This window comes from Comamonas resistens (assembly GCF_030064165.1).
In the GTDB taxonomy this organism is placed as follows: domain Bacteria; phylum Pseudomonadota; class Gammaproteobacteria; order Burkholderiales; family Burkholderiaceae_C; genus Comamonas; species Comamonas resistens.
This window is the reverse complement of record NZ_CP125947.1, coordinates 1,285,844-1,302,807: the sequence shown is the minus strand read 5'-3', so window position 1 is coordinate 1,302,807 and position 16,964 is coordinate 1,285,844. Positions and strand designations below refer to the sequence as shown.

Sequence of the window (16,964 nt, the reverse complement as noted above, 5' to 3'; positions counted from 1 at the left end):
TTATTTTTCTTTACCGAACAGGCCAGCGGGGCGAATCAGCAAAACAATGACCATGATGAAAAACACGACGGTAGACGATGCTTCGGGCCAGAAAACCTTGGTCAGCCCTTCGATCACGCCCAGGGCCAGGCCCGTGATGATGGAGCCCATGATGGAGCCCATGCCACCGATCACCACCACGGCAAACACCACGATGATGAGGTTTTGCCCCATCAGCGGTGTGACCTGATAGACGGGCGCGGCCAGCACGCCGGCGAAGGCGGCCAGCGCCGCGCCAAAGGCATAGGTAAGCGTGATCATCACAGGCACGTTGACCCCGAAGGCCTCCACCAGGCGCGGGTTTTCGGTACCCGCACGCAGATAGGCACCGATGCGGGTCTTCTCGATCACGAACCAGGTCGCCACACAGACGACGATGGAAGCCAGCACCACCCAGGCGCGGTAATTGGGCAGGATCATGAAGCCCAGATTGGTCGCGCCCTCCAGCAGCTCGGGCGTGTCGTAGCCCAGGCCAGAGACGCCGTAGATGGAACGGAACACGCCCTCGATCAGCAACGACAGCCCCAGCGTCAGCAGCAAGCCATAGAGATGATCGAGCTTGTAGATCCAGCGCAGCAAAAAGCGCTCTATCAGCACGCCCAGCACACCCACCAGCAGCGGCGACAGTATCAACATCACCCAATAGTTGATCTCGAAATAGCTCATGGCCATCCAGGTGACCATGGCTCCCAGCATGAACAGTGCGCCATGCGCAAAGTTGATGACGTTGAGCAAGCCGAAAATCACGGCCAGTCCCAGACTCAAAATGGCATAGAACGAGCCGTTGACCAGCCCCAGAAGGAGCTGGCTCAGCAAGGCGGGCATTGAGACACCGAAGATTTCCATGAGAGATACGCTGGTAGGTGTGGGGTGTGCTTCAGAGCATGCGCGGGGCGCTTACTTCCAGAGCGCGCACTTGGACTCGGCCTTGGTGGTCCAGACCGTGTCTGCCGGCAGGGTCTGCAGCACCTTCAGATAGTCCCAGGGTTTCTTGGATTCGCTGGGCTTCTTGGCCTCGACCAGGTACATATCGTGCGCATAAGTGCCATCCGGGCGGATGCTTCCCTTGGCGTAGAAGTCGCTGATGGGCGTGCTCTTGAGATAGGCCATGACCTTGTCGGCATTGGTGGTCTTGACCGCCTCGACCGCCTTCAGATAGGTCATCACCGCCGAGTAGTTGCCGGCCTGCACATCGGTAGGCATGCGCTTGGTCTTGGCAAAGAACTTGTTGGCGAACTTGCGCGACTCTTCGTTCATATCCCAGTACCAGCTGGTGGTGTGCAGCAGGCCTTCGGTGTTCTTCAGGCCCAGGCTGTGGATGTCGGTCAAAAAGACCAGCAGACCGGCGGTCTTCATGGTCTTGTTGATACCGAATTCCTTGGCGGCCTTGATGGCGTTGATGGTGTCGCCACCCGCGTTGGCCAGGCCCAGGATCTGGGCCTTGGAGTTCTGCGCCTGCAGCAGGAACGACGAGAAGTCGGACGCGTTGAGCGGATGCTTGACCGAGCCCAGCACCTTGCCGCCCTTGGCCTGGATGACCTTGGTGGTATCGCTCTCCAGCGCCTGGCCGAAAGCGTAGTCAGCGGTCAGGAAGAACCAGTCCTTGCCGCCGCGATCCACCACGGCGCCGCCCGTTCCCTTGGCCAGCGCCACGGTGTCATACACATAGTGCACGGTGTAGGGGTTGCACTGCTCGTTGGTCAGGGCCGAAGAGCCCGCGCCATTGTTGAAGTGCACGCGTTTTTTCTCATTGGCCACCTGGGAAACTGCCAGCGCCGTGCCCGAGTTGGTGCCGCTGAAGACCAGCGAGATGTTCTGCGTATCGATCCACTCACGCATCTTGGAAGCGGCAATGTCCGCCTTGTTCTGGTGGTCGGCACTCATGAACTCGATGGGCTGGCCCAGCGCCTTGCCGCCGAAATCCTCGATGGCCATCTGCATGGCGATGGCACCGTTCTTGCCGTCCACATCGGCATAGAGACTGGACATATCGGTCACAAAACCGATCTTCACTTTTTCCTGAGCCTGGGCCAGCGGGCTGGTCAGCCCTGCCACTGCCAACATGCACGAGAGAACACTCAGTTTTGCTTTCATCACGGTCTCCTGGTTAAGTCTTTTGGGAACGTTCGGGAACAAGGAAGGAAGTAGTGGCCAGAGTGCTAGACACCCAGCAAGGCGTTGAGGACGGACATTTTTTCGTCCAGCTCGGAAGCGCCGAAGCGCAGCGCAACATGGCCGTGCTCCACCACATAGAAGCGATCGGCCAGCGGCGCGGCAAAGCGGAAGTTCTGTTCCACCATGACCACGGTGTAGCCCTTCTCGCGCAGCGTGGTGATCATGCGGGCCAGCGCCTGCACGATCACGGGCGCCAGACCTTCGGAAATCTCGTCGAGCAGCAGCAGGCGCGCCCCTGTACGCAGAATGCGTGCCACAGCCAGCATCTGCTGCTCGCCGCCCGACAGGCGCGTGCCCTGGCTGTTCCTGCGCTCATAGAGATTGGGGAACATCTGATAGATCTCGTCGATGCTCATACCCGGTTCACCGGTCTTGAGCGGCGGCGGCAGCATCAGATTCTCTTCGCAGGACAGGCTGGAGAAAATACCGCGCTCTTCGGGGCAATAGCCGACGCCCAGATGTGCAATCTTGTGCGTGGGCATGTGGATCGTTTCCACACCATTGATCTTGATCGAGCCCTTGCGCGAGCCCGTCAACCCCATGATGGCGCGCAAGGTGGAAGTGCGCCCTGCGCCATTGCGGCCCAGCAGCGTCACCACCTCGCCCGGATGAACCACCAGATCCATGCCGTGCAAAACATGCGATTCGCCATACCAGGCATTCAGACCCGAAATTTCCAGCGCCGGAGTACTTGTTTTATTCATCACATCACTTAAATCACGCACGAAACCATCAAAGAGGCAGCGAGGAAGGGCCGCCCCGCATCGAGGCTGCCGCCCCCCTCAGGGGGAAGCCGCGAAGCGGCACAGGGGGAGCCATCAATGCCCTCCCTGCAGCTGTCCATCCGTAGTCCCCATATAGGCCTCCATGACCTGCGGATTTCTGGACACCTCTTCGTAACGGCCTTCAGCCAGCACGGCTCCACGCTGCAGCACGGTGATGCGATCGGCGATGGAAGCAATCACCTTCATGTTGTGCTCCACCATCAGGATGGTGCGACCGGCCGAGACTTTCTTGATGAGCTGGGTGACACGATCCACGTCTTCATGCCCCATGCCCTGCGTGGGCTCGTCCAGCAGCATCAGTTCGGGCTCCATGGCCAGCGTGGTGGCGATCTCCAGTGCACGCTTGCGGCCATAAGGCAGGTTCACTGTCAGCTCGTCGGCCAGATCCTGCAGGCCGACTTCGGTCAGCAACTCCATGGCCCGGTCGTTGAGCTGATCCAGTGTTTTCTCACTGGTCCAGAACTGATACGCCGTGCCCAGCTTGCGCTGCAGGCCTATGCGCACGTTCTCCAGCAAGGTGCTGTGGGGAAATACGGCCGATATCTGAAACGAACGAATCACGCCGCGGCGGGCAATCTGCGCAGGCGGCTCACGCGTGATATCCGCGCCATTGAAACGGATGGAGCCTGAAGTGGGTTCGAGAAACTTGGTCAGCAAATTGAAGCAGGTGGTTTTGCCTGCGCCATTCGGCCCGATCAAGGCATGAATGGAGCCACGCTGAACGGCCAGATCCACCTTGCTGACGGCGGTAAAGCCTTTGAACTCTTTGGTGAGTTGCTTGGTTTCGAGAATAAGGTCGCTCATGCGCTGGCCATCAGTCCTGATTGCTGCAAAACAATGATGAGCGCATTTCGCAATGCGCCCTCTGCTTGCAGGAATCTTGGTCTGCCCTGCTGCTGCGCCGCAGCGGGAAACTCCTAGGAAGATAGCTGTTCGCCCCTTGTGATTTCCCTAATCAACAAATAAACAAGACCCCACAACAAAAGTAAGCACAAACATATACCTATTCAAGGAGGTTCTGACGATCCACGGCATGAAACATCGTAAAAACAATCAATATTCAGCGCTATACAGCCAGCGTACCCTTCCAGGCTGCATATGACGCTATCAATCTTGATGGTTCCTGGTCGATTGAGAGGCTTTGAAACAAGCAGCCCCTGATTGGCCCTGATGCTGTAAACCCTGAGTTCCGGAATTCCCACTGGAGTAACTTGGTTACTAGCCCGAGGCTGACAAATATGCTTGAAGTTTGTCGCCCTGAAAAACCGTTAACGACAAAGAAAGCGTATAGCGCTATGAATTTCAAAGCTTATTACGCCTTACAGATAAAGGATTCCCATTCTTTCAACCGCCAATTCAATATTGAACAGGCGCTAGCAGCTATCAAAAATAATCGGAGCGTCAACTTGTAACGCTAGCGACGAACATCTTGAGTTCGTTCTTGAAAACGCATGGAATAAAAGCCCTCGCAGAACTGTTTACTGCAGGTCAACCACAAGGAGAGACCTCATGTTTCGCATCGCTTCTCTGACGCTCGTTTCTGCTGCCCTGCTGGCGGCCTGCTCGACCGGCCCGCTCACCCCGGCAAAGTCCCCTGCCACGACCCTCAACGGCGTGCTGGTCGGACCGAACCAGATGACGCTTTACGTCTTTGACAAGGATGCCGCAGGCTCCGGCAAAAGCGTATGCAACGGCGGCTGTGCCGCCAACTGGCCGCCCCTGATGGCACCGGCGAATGCAGCGCCGATTGGCGACTGGAGCGTGACGACACGCGATGACGGCAGCAAGCAGTGGGCTTACAAAGGTCGTCCGCTCTACCACTGGGCCAAGGACAGCAAGCCCGGCGATATGACGGGTGATGGCTTTCTCAACAACAGCTGGCATGTCGCCAAGCCTTGAGTGAAGGTCGAAGCCGCCCTGGCCCATATTCCCCGCCTGCGCCGCTATGCGCGTGCGCTGGCGGGCGACGCCGCGCAGGCAGATGATCTGGTGCAGGACACCCTGGAGCGCGCCTGCCAGAAATGGGCCTTGTGGCAACCGCCAGCCGCAGCATCGGCCGAGCAGGAGCAAAAAGCCCTGCTCAGCTGGCTGTTGACCTTGATGCACAACCTCTACGCCAATCAGTGGCAGCAGTTGTCGCGCCATCGCACGGTAGAGCTCGACGAGGCCCTGGCTTCGGTCCATGACCCCATTCCCGGATTGGCACTGCAACTGGATCTGGAACGCGCCTTGTGTTGTCTCGCGCCACAAGCTCGCGAAGTGTTGCTGCTGATCGGCATGGAACAGTTCAGCTACGCCGAAGCCGCACAGATGCTGGGTGTTCCTGTGGGAACGGTGATGTCGCGCCTCTCGCGCGCCCGCGAGCAGCTCAGACGCCTCATGGAAGGAGAAAGACCCGCGACGACCATGTTGAGGGCTGTCAAATGAAGGAAAGCCAGATGACCCTGCAGCGCCCTGATGAAGCCACGCTGCATGCCTGGGCCGACGGTGAGTTGCCACCCGATGCCGCTGCGGCCGTGGCGCAATGGCTGGCCGAGCACCCCGACGAAGCCGCCCGCATGGCCGCCGTTCAGGCCCAGACAGCCGGGCTGCAGGCTTTGCATGCCCAAGTACTGGATGAACCGGTTCCGCCCCAGCTCATCCTGGCACTGCATCGCCCGCCTACTCAGTGGCGCTGGCAACATGCGCTGGCGGCGGGCGTTATGCTGAGCCTGGGTTTGGGGCTTGGATATGGAGCAGGTCAGCATCAGGCTGGCTCGCAGCAGACGCCCGCTGTCGGCAAGGCAGGCGAGCTGCCGAGTTTTGTCCGTGAAGCTGCCGCTGCCCATGCGGTGTATGTGCCCGAGCAACGTCACCCCGTCGAGGTAGCGGCACAGCAGCAGGCACATCTGGTTCAGTGGCTGTCCAAGCGCCTGGGTGTTGCGCTCAAGCCTCCGGTGCTGGAAGCCCAGGGCTTTCACCTTATGGGAGGGCGACTGCTGCCCGGCGAGTCCGGGCAGGCCAGAGCCCAGTTCATGTATGAGGACGGGAATGCGCAGCGCGTGACGCTATATGTATCGGTGCTAGACCAGCGAACGAACGCTCCATCGGCACCCGCCTCGTTTCAGTGGTCTAGCGACGGATTGACGCAAGGCTTTTACTGGATCGAAGCACAACAGGGCTACGCCCTGAGTTCAACACTGCCGCGTGAACGCCTGCAAGTTCTGGCCAATGCAATCTATCAGCAGCTTCAATGAGTCCGGGACAGCCTGAATGCTAGGCCCTGCTTACTGCAGGCTGCCGCCGCCCTCGCCGCTGGCCGACTCGGGCAAGGCCAGGGGCAAGACGGCTATACCCTCTTCCAGCAACTCCATTGCTTCCCTGGGGCTGGTCTGGCCCCGGATCGCGCGCTCCTCGGCTTCACCGTAGTGAATGCGTCGTGCTTCCTCGGCAAAGGTCCTGCCTACGTCTTCGGTGTTTTCGGCCACCTTGCGTGACCACTGCATCCAGGCCGCCTGCATGGACTGAAGATGCTCGCGCGCTTGGGCGCTGATTTCCGGAGGTACTGCAGGAACAGCCGCTGCAGGTTTGGCCGACAGCACCTCTGCTTTGGGTGGCTGCGCACCCAGATTGAGCCTGGGAGCACTGAGCCGTTTGGTGATCTCACTGGCACCGCACATAGGGCATTGCACCAGTTGCCGCTGACGCTGGCTTTGAAAATCATCCTCCGATGCAAACCAGCCTTCGAAGACATGGCCAGCCGGGCAATGAAGATCCAGCACTTTCATGGCAGCCATCAACCCTTGCGGTGGACCAGATAACGGTAGACAAAGCCCGGGAAGGCCAAGGTCAGAAACAGTGCGGCCGTAACCGCATAGAACTCCCAGCCCTGAGGAGAGACCTGGCCGGCACGGCGCTCAAGCACCAATCCCAGTCCGCCAACCAGCAGATAGAGGACGATCATTTCCAGCAGTCTCACCCACAGCGGCTTGCGCCCCTGCATGAGCGGGCCAACGATGCCCAGACGCTGGTTGATAAAAGGCAAATTGGCTGCCACAAGGGCAGCCAAGATGATGAGCCAGATAGAGGCGGTAATAGACACTAAGCCATTCCTAGAAAAAGCAGTGAGGGCCTGAGCCCTCACTACATTCGTCATCAGGAAGCCAGGGCACGCACTATGGCGTCTGCGCACAAGGCCATCAACCCGCCGGGCAGCACACCCAGCAGCAGAACCAGCGCACCATTGATGGTCAGCACAACGCGAACATCCAGAGGAGCGGACACGCTGGTGGCTGTGATTGGAGCATCAAAGTACATGACCTTGACCACGCGCAGGTAATAGAAGGCGCCGATCAGCGACATGATCACGGCAAACACGGCCAGACCGATGTACAGGCTGCTGCCCGAAGCCACCAGTGCCTGCAGCACGGACAGCTTGGCGTAGAAGCCCACCAGCGGAGGAATACCGGCCATGGAGAACAGGCAGATGGCCATCACGCCTGCGTACAGCGGGCTGCGCTGGTTCAAACCGGCCAGATCGGCGATCTCTTCGCTTTCAAAGCCTTCACGGGCCAGCAGCAGGATCACGCCGAAGGAAGCCAGAGCCGTGAGCACATAGGTGATCATGTAGAACATGGCCGAGCTGTAGGCGTTTTCGGCCAGGGCAGGATCCACCTTGCCGCCCACCACACCCGACATCAGGCCCAGCAGCACAAAGCCCATCTGGGAAATCGTCGAGTAAGCCAGCATGCGCTTGAGGTTGGTCTGTTGCAGACCCGCGAGGTTACCCACGAGCAGCGAGCACACGGCCAGCACCATCAGCATCTGCTGCCAGTCGATGGCCAGGGGCAGCAAGCCGTCCACCAGCAGGCGAATGGTCATGGCAAAGGCAGCCAGCTTGGGCGCGCCGCCGATCAAGGCGGTGATGGCAGTAGGTGCTCCCTGGTAAACGTCAGGTACCCACATGTGGAAAGGAACTGCGCCCAACTTGAACGCCAGACCTGCCACCACAAAGACCAGACCGAAGACCAGGACCTGGTGCTTGATTTCACCGGAGTAGATCGCCTTGAAGACCTGGCCGATGTCCAGCGAACCGGTGGCACCGTACAGCATGGAGATACCGTAGAGCAGGAAGCCCGAAGCCATGGCGCCCAGCACGAAGTACTTCATGGCCGCTTCGACGGAGCCTTCATGGTCGCGGCGCAGGGCCACCAGCGCATAGCTGGAAAGCGTCAGCAGTTCCAGACCCAGATACAGCACCAGGAAGTTGTTGCCGCTGATCATGATGAACATGCCCAGCAGAGACAGCATGGACAGGGTGAAGAACTCACCGCCGCGCAGCATGTCGCGCTCGGCCGCATAGGGACGGCCATAGACCATGGTGATCATCACGGCGATCGTGGCAAAGCACTTGAGCCAGTTGCCCATGGCGTCCGAGACAACCATGTTGCCCCAGCCGTAGAAGGTATTGCCGCTTGCGGCATACATGCCTTGCATCACCGCCACGACAAGCAGGGTAAGCATGGTCAGAACATAGGTGCCTGTGCGGCGGGCGCTTTTCACGCCCAAGTCCACCAAGGCAATGACGCAGGCCATGACCAGGAGAGTGATCTCCGGGTAGATCGCCAGCCAGCTGATGTTGTCAATCATCTCGTGTCTCTCGTTTCAGTCTGGTCAGTTGAGCTTGCTCACAGCCACATGCTTGATGAGCTCTGCCACAGACACATCCATCACATCCGTGAAGGGCTTGGGATAAACACCCATGACCAGCACAGACGCAGCCAGCAGACCCAGCACCAGGAATTCGCGGCAGTTGATGTCCTTGAGCTCCGCCACATGGTCGTTACCGACTGGGCCCAGGTACACGCGCTTGTACATCCACAGGGTGTAGGCAGCGCCAAAGATCAGAGCCGTGGCAGCACCCAGACCGATCCAGAAGTTGTATTGCACGGCACCCAGGATCACCATCCACTCGCCGACGAAGCCGGCTGTGGCTGGCAGACCGCAGTTGGCCATGGCGAACAACAGGGCAAAGGCAGCGAACTTGGGCATGGTGTTGACCACACCACCGTAGGCGGCGATTTCACGCGAGTGAACGCGGTCGTACAGCACGCCGATGCACAGGAACATGGCACCCGATACAAAGCCGTGGGCAATCATCTGCACCAAGCCACCGGAGATGCCCAGGTTGTTAAACATGAAGAAGCCCAGGGTCACGAAGCCCATGTGGGCCACGGACGAATAAGCCACCAGCTTCTTCATGTCCTTCTGCACCAGAGCCACCACACCCACGTAGATCACGGCGATCAGCGACAGCGTGATGATCAGGCCCGACCATTCATGCGCCGCATCGGGAGCGATGGGCAGCGAGAAGCGCAGGAAGCCATAGGCACCGAGCTTCAGCATGATGGCAGCCAGCACGGCGGAACCGCCGGTAGGCGCTTCCACGTGCACATCAGGCAGCCAGGTGTGCACGGGGAACATGGGCACCTTCACCGCGAACGCGGCAAAGAAGGCAAAGAAGATCAGCGTCTGGGCAGTGCCGGACAGCGGCAGCTTGTGCCAGTCCAGGATCTCGAAGCTGCCACCCGACTGGGTGTACAGGTAGATCATGGCCACCAGTGTGAGCAGCGAGCCCAGCAGGGTGTACAGGAAGAACTTGAAGGCCGCATAGATACGGTTCGGGCCGCCCCAGATACCGATGATCAGATACATCGGGATCAGCGTGGCTTCGAAGAACACGTAGAACAGCATGCCGTCCAGTGCGCAGAACACGCCAACCATCAGCCCCGACAGGATCAGGAAGGCGCCCATGTACTGGTTCACGCGCTCGGTGATGTTCTGCCAGGAGGCGATCACCACGATAACGGTGATGAAGGCCGTCAGTGGCACAAACCACATGGAGATGCCATCCACGCCCAAGTGGTAGTGGATGTTGAAGCGCTCGATCCAGAGCACGTTCTCCACAAACTGCATATTGGCAGTCGTGGTGTCAAAGCCGGTGATCAGCGGAATGGTCACCGCGAAGCCGATCAGCGCACCAATCAGGGCCAGCCAGCGCACCGCATTGGCCTGCCCTTCTTTGCTGAAAGCCAGCAGGAGGGCACCGAAAGCAATCGGCACCCAGATAGAAAGACTCAACAAACCCATTTTTGTTCTTCCCCTACTACTTGTTGAGCCACACGAAGTACGTCATGAGGGCAACGATACCCAGCAGCATGACCAACGCGTAGTGATAGAGATAGCCTGTTTGCAGGCCGCGCACCCATTGACCGAACTTGGCCATGAGCTTCCAGGAGCCGTTCACGACTGCGCCATCAATGATGGCCTGGTCGCCGACCTTCCAGAAGACCGTACCGAAGGCACGAGCACCGCGGGCAAAGATGTTCTCGTAGACCCAGTCCACGCCGTACTTGCCTTCCAGCACCTGGTACAGGCCGATCTTCTTGGAGAAGGCCATGATGGCGGCAGGAATCCCGGGCTTGACCATGTAGAACACATAGGACACCACCACGCCGGCCAGGGCCAGCCAGAACGGTGCAGCCGTGAAGCCATGCAGGGCCATGGGCACCCAGCCGTGGATCTGCTCGGCCAGTTCAGCCATGGCACCATGCTTGGAGCCGTCAACGTAGATCGCGTCCTTGAAGAAATCGCCAAGCACCATGGGGGCCAGAGCGATCGCACCAATCACCACCGAAGGAATGGCCAGCAGCATCAGAGGACCGGTGACCACCAGAGGCGACTCATGGGGCTTGGCATCGTGGCCATGGCCGTGGTGGTCGTCATGACCATGGTGGTCATCGTGATGCGCATCGGGATTCTGGTCGTAACGTTCCTTGCCGTGGAACACGATAAAGTACAGACGGAACGAGTAGAAAGCCGTGATGAACACGCCGGCCAGCACTGCAAAGTTGGCAAAACCAGACGCAGGCAGGTTGGAGGCATGGACCGCTTCGATGATGGCATCCTTGGAGTAGAAGCCCGAGAAGAACGGTGTACCGATCAGCGCCAGATTGCCCAGCAGGAAGGTGATCCAGGTGATGGGCATGTACTTGCGCACGCCACCCATCCAGCGGATGTCCTGATTGTGGTGCATGCCCATGATGACCGAGCCGGCACCGAGGAACAGCAGAGCCTTGAAGAAGGCGTGGGTCATCAGGTGGAACACGGACACCGAGTAGGCCGATACGCCCAGAGCGATGGTCATATACCCCAGCTGCGACAGCGTGGAATACGCGATCACGCGCTTGATGTCGTTCTGGATGATGCCCAGAATACCCATGAACAGCGCCGTAATCGAGCCGATCACCAGAATGAAGTTCAGGGCCGTATCCGACAGCTCATACAGAGGCGACATGCGCGAGACCATGAAGATACCGGCCGTCACCATGGTCGCCGCGTGAATCAGCGCGGAGATTGGTGTGGGGCCTTCCATGGAGTCTGGCAGCCACGCATGCAGCGGGAACTGGGCCGACTTGCCCATCGCACCGATGAACAGGCAGATCGCAGTCACCGTCACCAGCATCCAGCCCGTGCCGGGCAGCTGGGTGTTCTGGATCTCGGGCAGCTTGGCGAAAATTTCCGAGTAATTCAGCGTGCCGGTGTAGGCAGCGATCAGGCCAATACCCAGAATGAAGCCGAAGTCACCGACACGGTTGACCAGAAAGGCCTTCATGTTGGCAAAAATGGCCGTGGACTTCTTGAAATAGAAACCGATCAGCAGATACGACACCAGACCCACGGCTTCCCAGCCGAAGAACAGCTGCAGCAGGTTGTTGCTCATCACGAGCATCAACATGGAGAAGGTGAACAGGGAGATATAGGAGAAGAAGCGGTTGTAGCCGTCGTCTTCTTCCATGTAGCCCATGGTGTAGATGTGCACCATCAGCGACACAAAGGTCACCACACACATCATCATGGCCGTGATGGAATCGATCAGGAAACCGATTTCCATCTTCAGGCCGCCGACCACCATCCAGGTGTAGATGGTTTCGTTGAACTTGGCGCCGTCAAAGACAACGCTCTTGAACGTCAGTGCCGACAGGACGAAGGCAACGAGCACGCCCAGAATGGTCAGGGAGCTGCTGCCGGGGCGGCCGATCTTGTTGCCGCCAAAGGCTGTGCCCCAGATACCCGCGAGCGCGGAGCCGACCAGCGGTGCCAACGGCACCGCAAGCAGCATGGATGCAGAAAGGGTTTGACTCATCTCTTGAGAACCTTGCAAGTAACGGCGACTCAACCCTTGAGGGTGTTGAGATCTTCCGCATTGATGCTTGTCTTGTTACGGAACAACAGCACCAGGATCGCCAGACCGATGGCCGACTCAGCGGCCGCCACTGTCAGGATGAAAAACACGAACACCTGGCCGTGCATGTCGCCCAGATAGCTGGAGAACGCCACAAAGTTCATGTTCACGGCCAGCAGCATCAGCTCGATGGCCATGAGCAAGACGATCAGGTTCTTGCGGTTCAGAAAGATGCCAACCACGGCGAGTGCAAACAGGATTGCACCCAGCGTCAGGAAGTGGCCCAAAGTCAGCGTCATGCTTTTGTCTCCACCGCAGTCGCCGCAGCATCGGCTGCCACGGTTTCAGGTTTTTGTGCAGGCTTTGTTGTCTCGACCTTGACCAGCTTGATACGGTCGGAAGCGCGCACACGAATTTGATCTGCGGGGCTCATGGCCTTGCTGTCCTTGCGCTTGCGCAGCGTCAGGGCAATCGCGGCAATCATGGCCACCAGCAGGATCACGGCCGCGATTTCCACGGGGTACAGGTACTCCGTGTACAGCAGCTTGCCCAGCGCCTGGGTGTTCGAGTAAGGAACGGTCTGGCCGGCCGCATTGACCATGGTTGCACCCACCGCCTTTGCGTCTTCGACCTCACCGAAGCCCCCCATCAGCACCATGCCCATTTCAAAGGCAATCAGCACACCGATCAGGGCTGCAAACGGGAAATGCTTCCAGAAGCCGCGGCGTACGGAGTCGATACGGATATCGAGCATCATCACCACGAACAGGAACAGCACCATCACAGCGCCCAGATAGACCAGCACCAGGGCAATGCCCAGGAATTCAGCCTTCAGAAGCAGCCAGATGGCGGCAGCTTGCGAGAAGGCCAGAATCAGATTGAGCACGGCATGCACAGGGTTGCGAGCCGTGACAACTCGGAAGGCTGCAAACAGCAGCACTGCCGAGAACAGATAGAAAAAACCAGTTTTGGCGTCCATGGATCGAATCTTTTCAAGTGATCAAGGAGCCGCTTCAGCGGTACTTGGCGTCGGCCGCCTTGTTGGCGGCAATCTCGGCTTCATAGCGGTCACCCACTGCCAGGAGCATGTCCTTGGTGAAGTAGAGGTCACCGCGCTTTTCGCCGTGGTATTCGAAGATGTGCGTCTCCACGATGGAGTCCACCGGGCAGCTTTCTTCGCAGAAGCCACAGAAGATGCACTTGGTCAGATCGATGTCGTAGCGCGTGGTACGGCGCGAGCCGTCGTCACGCACATCGGACTCGATGGTGATGGCCATGGCAGGGCACACGGCTTCGCACAGCTTGCAGGCAATGCAGCGCTCTTCGCCGTTGTCGTAACGGCGCAGGGCGTGCAGACCACGGAAGCGTGGCGACTGAGGTGTTTTTTCCTCGGGGAACTGCACCGTGATCTTGCGACGGAAGGTGTAACGGCCGGTCAGGGCCATGCCCTTGGCCAGTTCCCAGAGCATGAAGCTCTTGAGGAAATCCTTGAAGGAGAAAGGAGTTGCAGCGACTGCAGACATACGTACTCCGCTTATTTCCAGATGTTCCAGGGCGAGTACAGCCAAGCACCCACTACCACCAGCCACACCAGGGTGACGGGAATGAAGATCTTCCAACCCAGACGCATGATCTGGTCATAACGGAAGCGCGGGAAGGTAGCGCGAATCCAGATGAAGCACGACACCACGAGGAAGGTCTTGATGGCCAGCCAGATCCAACCGGGGATGAAACCCAGGAAGTCGAACGGAGGCAACCAACCGCCCAGGAACATGATCACGGCCAGGATGGAAACCAGCCACATGCTCGCGTATTCGGCCAGGAAGAAGACCGCAAAGCCCATGCCCGAGTACTCGACCATGTGACCTGCCACGATTTCCGCTTCGCCTTCCACCACGTCAAACGGGTGACGGTTGGTTTCGGCCACGACCGAAATCAGGTAAACGATGAAGATAGGCAGCAGAGGCAGCCAGTTCCAGGACAGGATGCTCACACCCATGGATGCGAACTGGCCTTGACCCTGGCTCATCACGATGGCCGACAGATTCATACTGCCCGTCACCATGATCACTACCAGGAAACAGAAACCCAGTGCGATTTCATAGCTGACCATCTGTGCCGAAGCACGCAGCGCGCCCAGGAAGGCGTACTTGGAGTTCGAGGCCCAGCCGGCAATGATCACGCCATAGACTTCAATCGAAGTGATGGCCATCAACAGCAGCAAGCCAGCGTTCACATTGGCCAGGGCCACATCGGGAGCGAAGGGAATCACCACCCAGGCAGCCAGGGCCGGCATGATGGCCATGACGGGGCCGACGTAGAACAGGCCCTTGGCAGCTGCCGTGGGCTGGATCAGCTCCTTGGTCAACAGCTTCAGACCGTCAGCCAGAGGCTGCAGCAGACCCGAAGGCCCCACGCGGTTGGGGCCCAGACGAATCTGCATGAAGCCCAGCAGCTTACGCTCCCACAGCGTCAGGTAAGCCACGGCCCCCATCAGCGGAGCCACGATGGCCACGATGCCCAGCAAAATCCAGATGACGGGCCAGGCCACATCGGTCCAGAAGGGGGCTGCGGACAGTCCGAGACCCCAAGCTTTCAATGCGTCGATCATGCGGCGCCTCCCTCACGAACCTGACGAGCGTCAGCCGTCAATTGCAGCGACGTAGCGCGGCGCACAATGCTGTCGAGCTGGTAAATGCTTGCAACCACGGGAGCTGCCACATTGCCAGCAGGCACTTCGCTCACAGCCTTGGCTGCATTGCTCAGCACATTGGCAGGCACTTGCTCTGCACCGGCGGTGGCGGCAGCCAGAACATCTTGCGATGTTTCGTAGTCCACGCCCTGAACACCCATCAGGTTGGCCAGCACGCGCAGGACCTTCCATGCAGGACGGGCATCGGCCAGAGGCTTGACCACGGCATGGAAGCTCTGCAGACGGCCTTCGGCGTTGACAAAGCTGCCCGAGGTCTCGGTGAATGGAGCGATGGGAAGCAGCACATCGCTGAATTCCATATTGGCCTTGAACGGGCTCAGCGTCACCACCATCTGCGCCTTGTTCAGGCCTGCCACGGCAGCCTTGCCTGCAGCACTGTCGAACTCAGGTTCGTTGTTCAGCAGGATGGCAGCCTTCAGGCCGCCGTCGATCATCTGAGCAGCGTTCAGACCGTTGCCAGCAGGCACGGCCTTGACCCATTGCGCGCCCACAGTGTTGGCGGCTTCAGTCAGATAGCCTGCAGATGCGCCGGTTTGTTCGGCAATCCAGTTGGCCAGAGCCAGCAGTGTGGAAGCCTGAGCATGGTGAGCTGCGGCATTGCCCAGCAGCACGGCCTTTTGCTCGCCAGCCAGCAAGGCTGCGGCAATCGCCTTGGCTTCGTCGTGTGCCTGACCCACCACGGGAGCATTCACCCCCTTGGCTTCTGCCACAGCAGCGGCCACATCGGCCAAAGCCTGAGCCCAGTCGCCGGCCGCAACCACCGAAGCGTTGACGGGCAAGGCCCAGTCATAGACACGCTCATTGATGGAGAAGACCTTGCAGCCCTTCTTGGCTGCCTGACGGATGCGCTGGGCAAACAGCGGATGATCCTTGCGCAGGTTGGAGCCCACGATCAGAGCCGACTGCAGATTGCTCAATGCAGCGATGGGCAGACCCAGCCACTGCACGCCTTGCGTGGCGGCGAACTCGGCATTGCGCAGACGGTAGTCGATGTTCTCGCTGCCGATGCCGCGCACCAGCTTGCCCGCCAGGAACAGCTCTTCCACCGTGCTGTGAGGGCTGACCAGAGCACCAATGGCGCTGGCGCCATGGTCGTTCTTGATCTGCTGCAGGCCGTTGGCCACGTATTCCAACGCGGTCTGCCAGTCGACTTCCTTCCACTCGCCGCCCTGCTTGAGCATGGGCTTGGTGAGGCGCTCGTCGCTGTTCAGCGCTTCGTAGGAGAAACGGTCACGGTCGGCAATCCAGCATTCGTTGACCTCTTCGTTCTCGAAGGGCACAACGCGCATGACCTTGTGGTTCTTGACCTGAACAATCAGGTTGGAACCCGTGGAGTCGTGCGGAGCCACCGACTTGCGGCGCGACAGTTCCCAGGTACGGGCGCTGTAGCGGAAGGGCTTGCTGGTCAACGCGCCCACGGGGCAGATGTCGATCATATTGCCCGACAGCTCGGAGTCCACGGTGTCACCCAGCACGGTGGTGATCTCGGAGTGTTCACCGCGGTGAATCATGCCCAGCTCCATGACGCCGGCCACTTCCTGGCCGAAACGCACGCAGCGTGTGCAGTGGATGCAGCGGCTCATCTCCTCCATGGAAATCAGCGGTCCCACGTTCTTGTGGAACACCACGCGCTTTTCTTCTTCGTAGCGCGAAGAGCTGCTGCCATAACCCACTGCCAAGTCCTGGAGCTGGCATTCGCCGCCCTGGTCGCAGATGGGGCAGTCCAGCGGGTGATTGATGAGCAGGAACTCCATCACCGACTGTTGTGCCTTGATGGCCTTTTCGCTCTTGGTGCGCACGATCATGCCTTGCGTCACGGGCGTGGCGCAGGCGGGCATGGGCTTGGGAGCCTTCTCAACATCCACAAGGCACATGCGGCAGTTGGCCGCAATGGACAGTTTCTTGTGGTAGCAGAAGTGAGGAATATAGGAGCCGGCCTTCTCGGCAGCATGCATGACCATGCTGCCTTCCGTCACCTCTACCTTTTTTCCGTCCAGTTCAATTTCAACCATATGCTTGTCTCGCGATC

The 16,964-nt window shown here is 59.2% G+C and carries 17 protein-coding genes; 3 read left to right on the top strand and 14 right to left on the bottom strand.

The features are described from left to right. From QMY55_RS05915 to QMY55_RS05900, 4 genes are all read right to left on the bottom strand, one after another. The gene (locus tag QMY55_RS05915; RefSeq protein ID WP_283487742.1) at nucleotides 1–885 is read right to left on the bottom strand and encodes a branched-chain amino acid ABC transporter permease; all 885 of its coding nucleotides are present in this window, start codon (nucleotides 883–885) and stop codon (nucleotides 1–3) included. A gap of 51 nt (nucleotides 886–936) precedes the next feature. Further along, entirely contained in the window at nucleotides 937–2,133 is a 1,197-nt protein-coding gene (locus QMY55_RS05910) for an ABC transporter substrate-binding protein (RefSeq protein ID WP_283487741.1), read from the bottom strand. Nucleotides 2,134–2,198: 65 nt separating this feature from the next. Then, the gene (locus tag QMY55_RS05905) at nucleotides 2,199–2,918 is read right to left on the bottom strand and encodes an ABC transporter ATP-binding protein (RefSeq protein WP_283487740.1); all 720 of its coding nucleotides are present in this window, start codon (nucleotides 2,916–2,918) and stop codon (nucleotides 2,199–2,201) included. Between the two features lie 114 nt (nucleotides 2,919–3,032). Beyond that, the gene (locus QMY55_RS05900; protein ID WP_283487739.1) at nucleotides 3,033–3,803 is read right to left on the bottom strand and encodes an ABC transporter ATP-binding protein; all 771 of its coding nucleotides are present in this window, start codon (nucleotides 3,801–3,803) and stop codon (nucleotides 3,033–3,035) included. Nucleotides 3,804–4,508: 705 nt separating this feature from the next. Here QMY55_RS05900 and QMY55_RS05895 point away from each other — a divergent pair. The 3 genes from QMY55_RS05895 to QMY55_RS05885 are packed head-to-tail and all read left to right on the top strand — an operon-like array spanning nucleotide 4,509 to nucleotide 6,235. Next, on the top strand, nucleotides 4,509–4,898 hold the full coding sequence (locus tag QMY55_RS05895) for a COG4315 family predicted lipoprotein (RefSeq protein ID WP_283487738.1): 390 nt from the start codon (nucleotides 4,509–4,511) through the stop codon (nucleotides 4,896–4,898). Beyond that, entirely contained in the window at nucleotides 4,899–5,426 is a 528-nt protein-coding gene (locus QMY55_RS05890; RefSeq protein WP_283487737.1) for an RNA polymerase sigma factor, read from the top strand. Nucleotides 5,427–5,437: 11 nt separating this feature from the next. Next, a complete protein-coding gene (locus tag QMY55_RS05885; RefSeq protein WP_283487736.1) occupies nucleotides 5,438–6,235 on the top strand; it encodes an anti-sigma factor family protein in 798 nt (265 codons plus the stop codon). Between the two features lie 30 nt (nucleotides 6,236–6,265). Here QMY55_RS05885 and QMY55_RS05880 read toward each other — a convergent pair whose 3' ends face one another. From QMY55_RS05880 to nuoG, 10 genes are read right to left on the bottom strand one after another with little or no spacing between them, the layout of a single operon-like run. Beyond that, nucleotides 6,266–6,766 carry a DUF1178 family protein gene (locus QMY55_RS05880; protein ID WP_283488895.1) on the bottom strand — a complete coding sequence of 167 codons (501 nt, stop codon included), beginning with the start codon at nucleotides 6,764–6,766 and terminating at the stop codon, nucleotides 6,266–6,268. 8 nt (nucleotides 6,767–6,774) lie between these two features. Then, nucleotides 6,775–7,080, bottom strand: coding sequence for a DUF2818 family protein (locus QMY55_RS05875; RefSeq protein ID WP_283487735.1), 306 nt, complete (start codon nucleotides 7,078–7,080; stop codon nucleotides 6,775–6,777). A gap of 53 nt (nucleotides 7,081–7,133) precedes the next feature. Further along, on the bottom strand, nucleotides 7,134–8,627 hold the full coding sequence (gene nuoN, locus QMY55_RS05870; protein WP_283487734.1) for an NADH-quinone oxidoreductase subunit NuoN: 1,494 nt from the start codon (nucleotides 8,625–8,627) through the stop codon (nucleotides 7,134–7,136). Nucleotides 8,628–8,651: 24 nt separating this feature from the next. Continuing rightward, nucleotides 8,652–10,127, bottom strand: a complete 1,476-nt coding sequence (locus tag QMY55_RS05865) for an NADH-quinone oxidoreductase subunit M (RefSeq protein ID WP_283487733.1) — start codon at nucleotides 10,125–10,127, stop codon at nucleotides 8,652–8,654. Nucleotides 10,128–10,143: 16 nt separating this feature from the next. After that, entirely contained in the window at nucleotides 10,144–12,183 is a 2,040-nt protein-coding gene (nuoL, locus tag QMY55_RS05860; RefSeq protein WP_283487732.1) for an NADH-quinone oxidoreductase subunit L, read from the bottom strand. A 29-nt stretch (nucleotides 12,184–12,212) separates the two neighbouring features. Next, nucleotides 12,213–12,521 (bottom strand): NADH-quinone oxidoreductase subunit NuoK, encoded by a 309-nt coding sequence (gene nuoK / locus QMY55_RS05855; RefSeq protein WP_283487731.1) that lies wholly within the window; start codon nucleotides 12,519–12,521, stop codon nucleotides 12,213–12,215. Continuing rightward, complete coding sequence (locus QMY55_RS05850; RefSeq protein ID WP_283487730.1) at nucleotides 12,518–13,201, bottom strand: NADH-quinone oxidoreductase subunit J; 684 nt, start codon at nucleotides 13,199–13,201, stop codon at nucleotides 12,518–12,520. Before QMY55_RS05850 ends, nuoK begins: the two co-directional genes overlap by 4 nt. A gap of 34 nt (nucleotides 13,202–13,235) precedes the next feature. Then, complete coding sequence (gene nuoI, locus QMY55_RS05845) at nucleotides 13,236–13,745, bottom strand: NADH-quinone oxidoreductase subunit NuoI (RefSeq protein WP_219344979.1); 510 nt, start codon at nucleotides 13,743–13,745, stop codon at nucleotides 13,236–13,238. Between the two features lie 11 nt (nucleotides 13,746–13,756). Then, nucleotides 13,757–14,833 carry an NADH-quinone oxidoreductase subunit NuoH gene (gene nuoH / locus QMY55_RS05840; protein WP_283487729.1) on the bottom strand — a complete coding sequence of 359 codons (1,077 nt, stop codon included), beginning with the start codon at nucleotides 14,831–14,833 and terminating at the stop codon, nucleotides 13,757–13,759. Continuing rightward, nucleotides 14,830–16,947: an NADH-quinone oxidoreductase subunit NuoG gene (gene nuoG / locus QMY55_RS05835; RefSeq protein WP_283487728.1), complete on the bottom strand. Its 2,118-nt coding sequence runs from the start codon at nucleotides 16,945–16,947 to the stop codon at nucleotides 14,830–14,832. Before nuoG ends, nuoH begins: the two co-directional genes overlap by 4 nt. Nucleotides 16,948–16,964 lie beyond the last annotated feature (17 nt).

What these genes read in the sequence shown, in the direction of transcription:
- QMY55_RS05885 (WP_283487736.1), top strand. Translation starts at nt 5,438, where the DNA reads ATGACCCTGCAGCGCCCTGATGAAGCCACGCTGCATGCCTGGGCCGAC.
- nuoK (WP_283487731.1), bottom strand. Translation starts at nt 12,521, where the DNA reads ATGACGCTGACTTTGGGCCACTTCCTGACGCTGGGTGCAATCCTGTTT.
- QMY55_RS05880 (WP_283488895.1), bottom strand. Translation starts at nt 6,766, where the DNA reads ATGAAAGTGCTGGATCTTCATTGCCCGGCTGGCCATGTCTTCGAAGGC.
- nuoL (WP_283487732.1), bottom strand. Translation starts at nt 12,183, where the DNA reads ATGAGTCAAACCCTTTCTGCATCCATGCTGCTTGCGGTGCCGTTGGCA.
- QMY55_RS05850 (WP_283487730.1), bottom strand. Translation starts at nt 13,201, where the DNA reads ATGGACGCCAAAACTGGTTTTTTCTATCTGTTCTCGGCAGTGCTGCTG.
- nuoG (WP_283487728.1), bottom strand. Translation starts at nt 16,947, where the DNA reads ATGGTTGAAATTGAACTGGACGGAAAAAAGGTAGAGGTGACGGAAGGC.
- nuoH (WP_283487729.1), bottom strand. Translation starts at nt 14,833, where the DNA reads ATGATCGACGCATTGAAAGCTTGGGGTCTCGGACTGTCCGCAGCCCCC.
- QMY55_RS05895 (WP_283487738.1), top strand. Translation starts at nt 4,509, where the DNA reads ATGTTTCGCATCGCTTCTCTGACGCTCGTTTCTGCTGCCCTGCTGGCG.
- QMY55_RS05905 (WP_283487740.1), bottom strand. Translation starts at nt 2,918, where the DNA reads ATGAATAAAACAAGTACTCCGGCGCTGGAAATTTCGGGTCTGAATGCC.
- QMY55_RS05915 (WP_283487742.1), bottom strand. Translation starts at nt 885, where the DNA reads ATGGAAATCTTCGGTGTCTCAATGCCCGCCTTGCTGAGCCAGCTCCTT.
- QMY55_RS05865 (WP_283487733.1), bottom strand. Translation starts at nt 10,127, where the DNA reads ATGGGTTTGTTGAGTCTTTCTATCTGGGTGCCGATTGCTTTCGGTGCC.
- nuoN (WP_283487734.1), bottom strand. Translation starts at nt 8,627, where the DNA reads ATGATTGACAACATCAGCTGGCTGGCGATCTACCCGGAGATCACTCTC.
- QMY55_RS05900 (WP_283487739.1), bottom strand. Translation starts at nt 3,803, where the DNA reads ATGAGCGACCTTATTCTCGAAACCAAGCAACTCACCAAAGAGTTCAAA.
- nuoI (WP_219344979.1), bottom strand. Translation starts at nt 13,745, where the DNA reads ATGTCTGCAGTCGCTGCAACTCCTTTCTCCTTCAAGGATTTCCTCAAG.
- QMY55_RS05910 (WP_283487741.1), bottom strand. Translation starts at nt 2,133, where the DNA reads ATGAAAGCAAAACTGAGTGTTCTCTCGTGCATGTTGGCAGTGGCAGGG.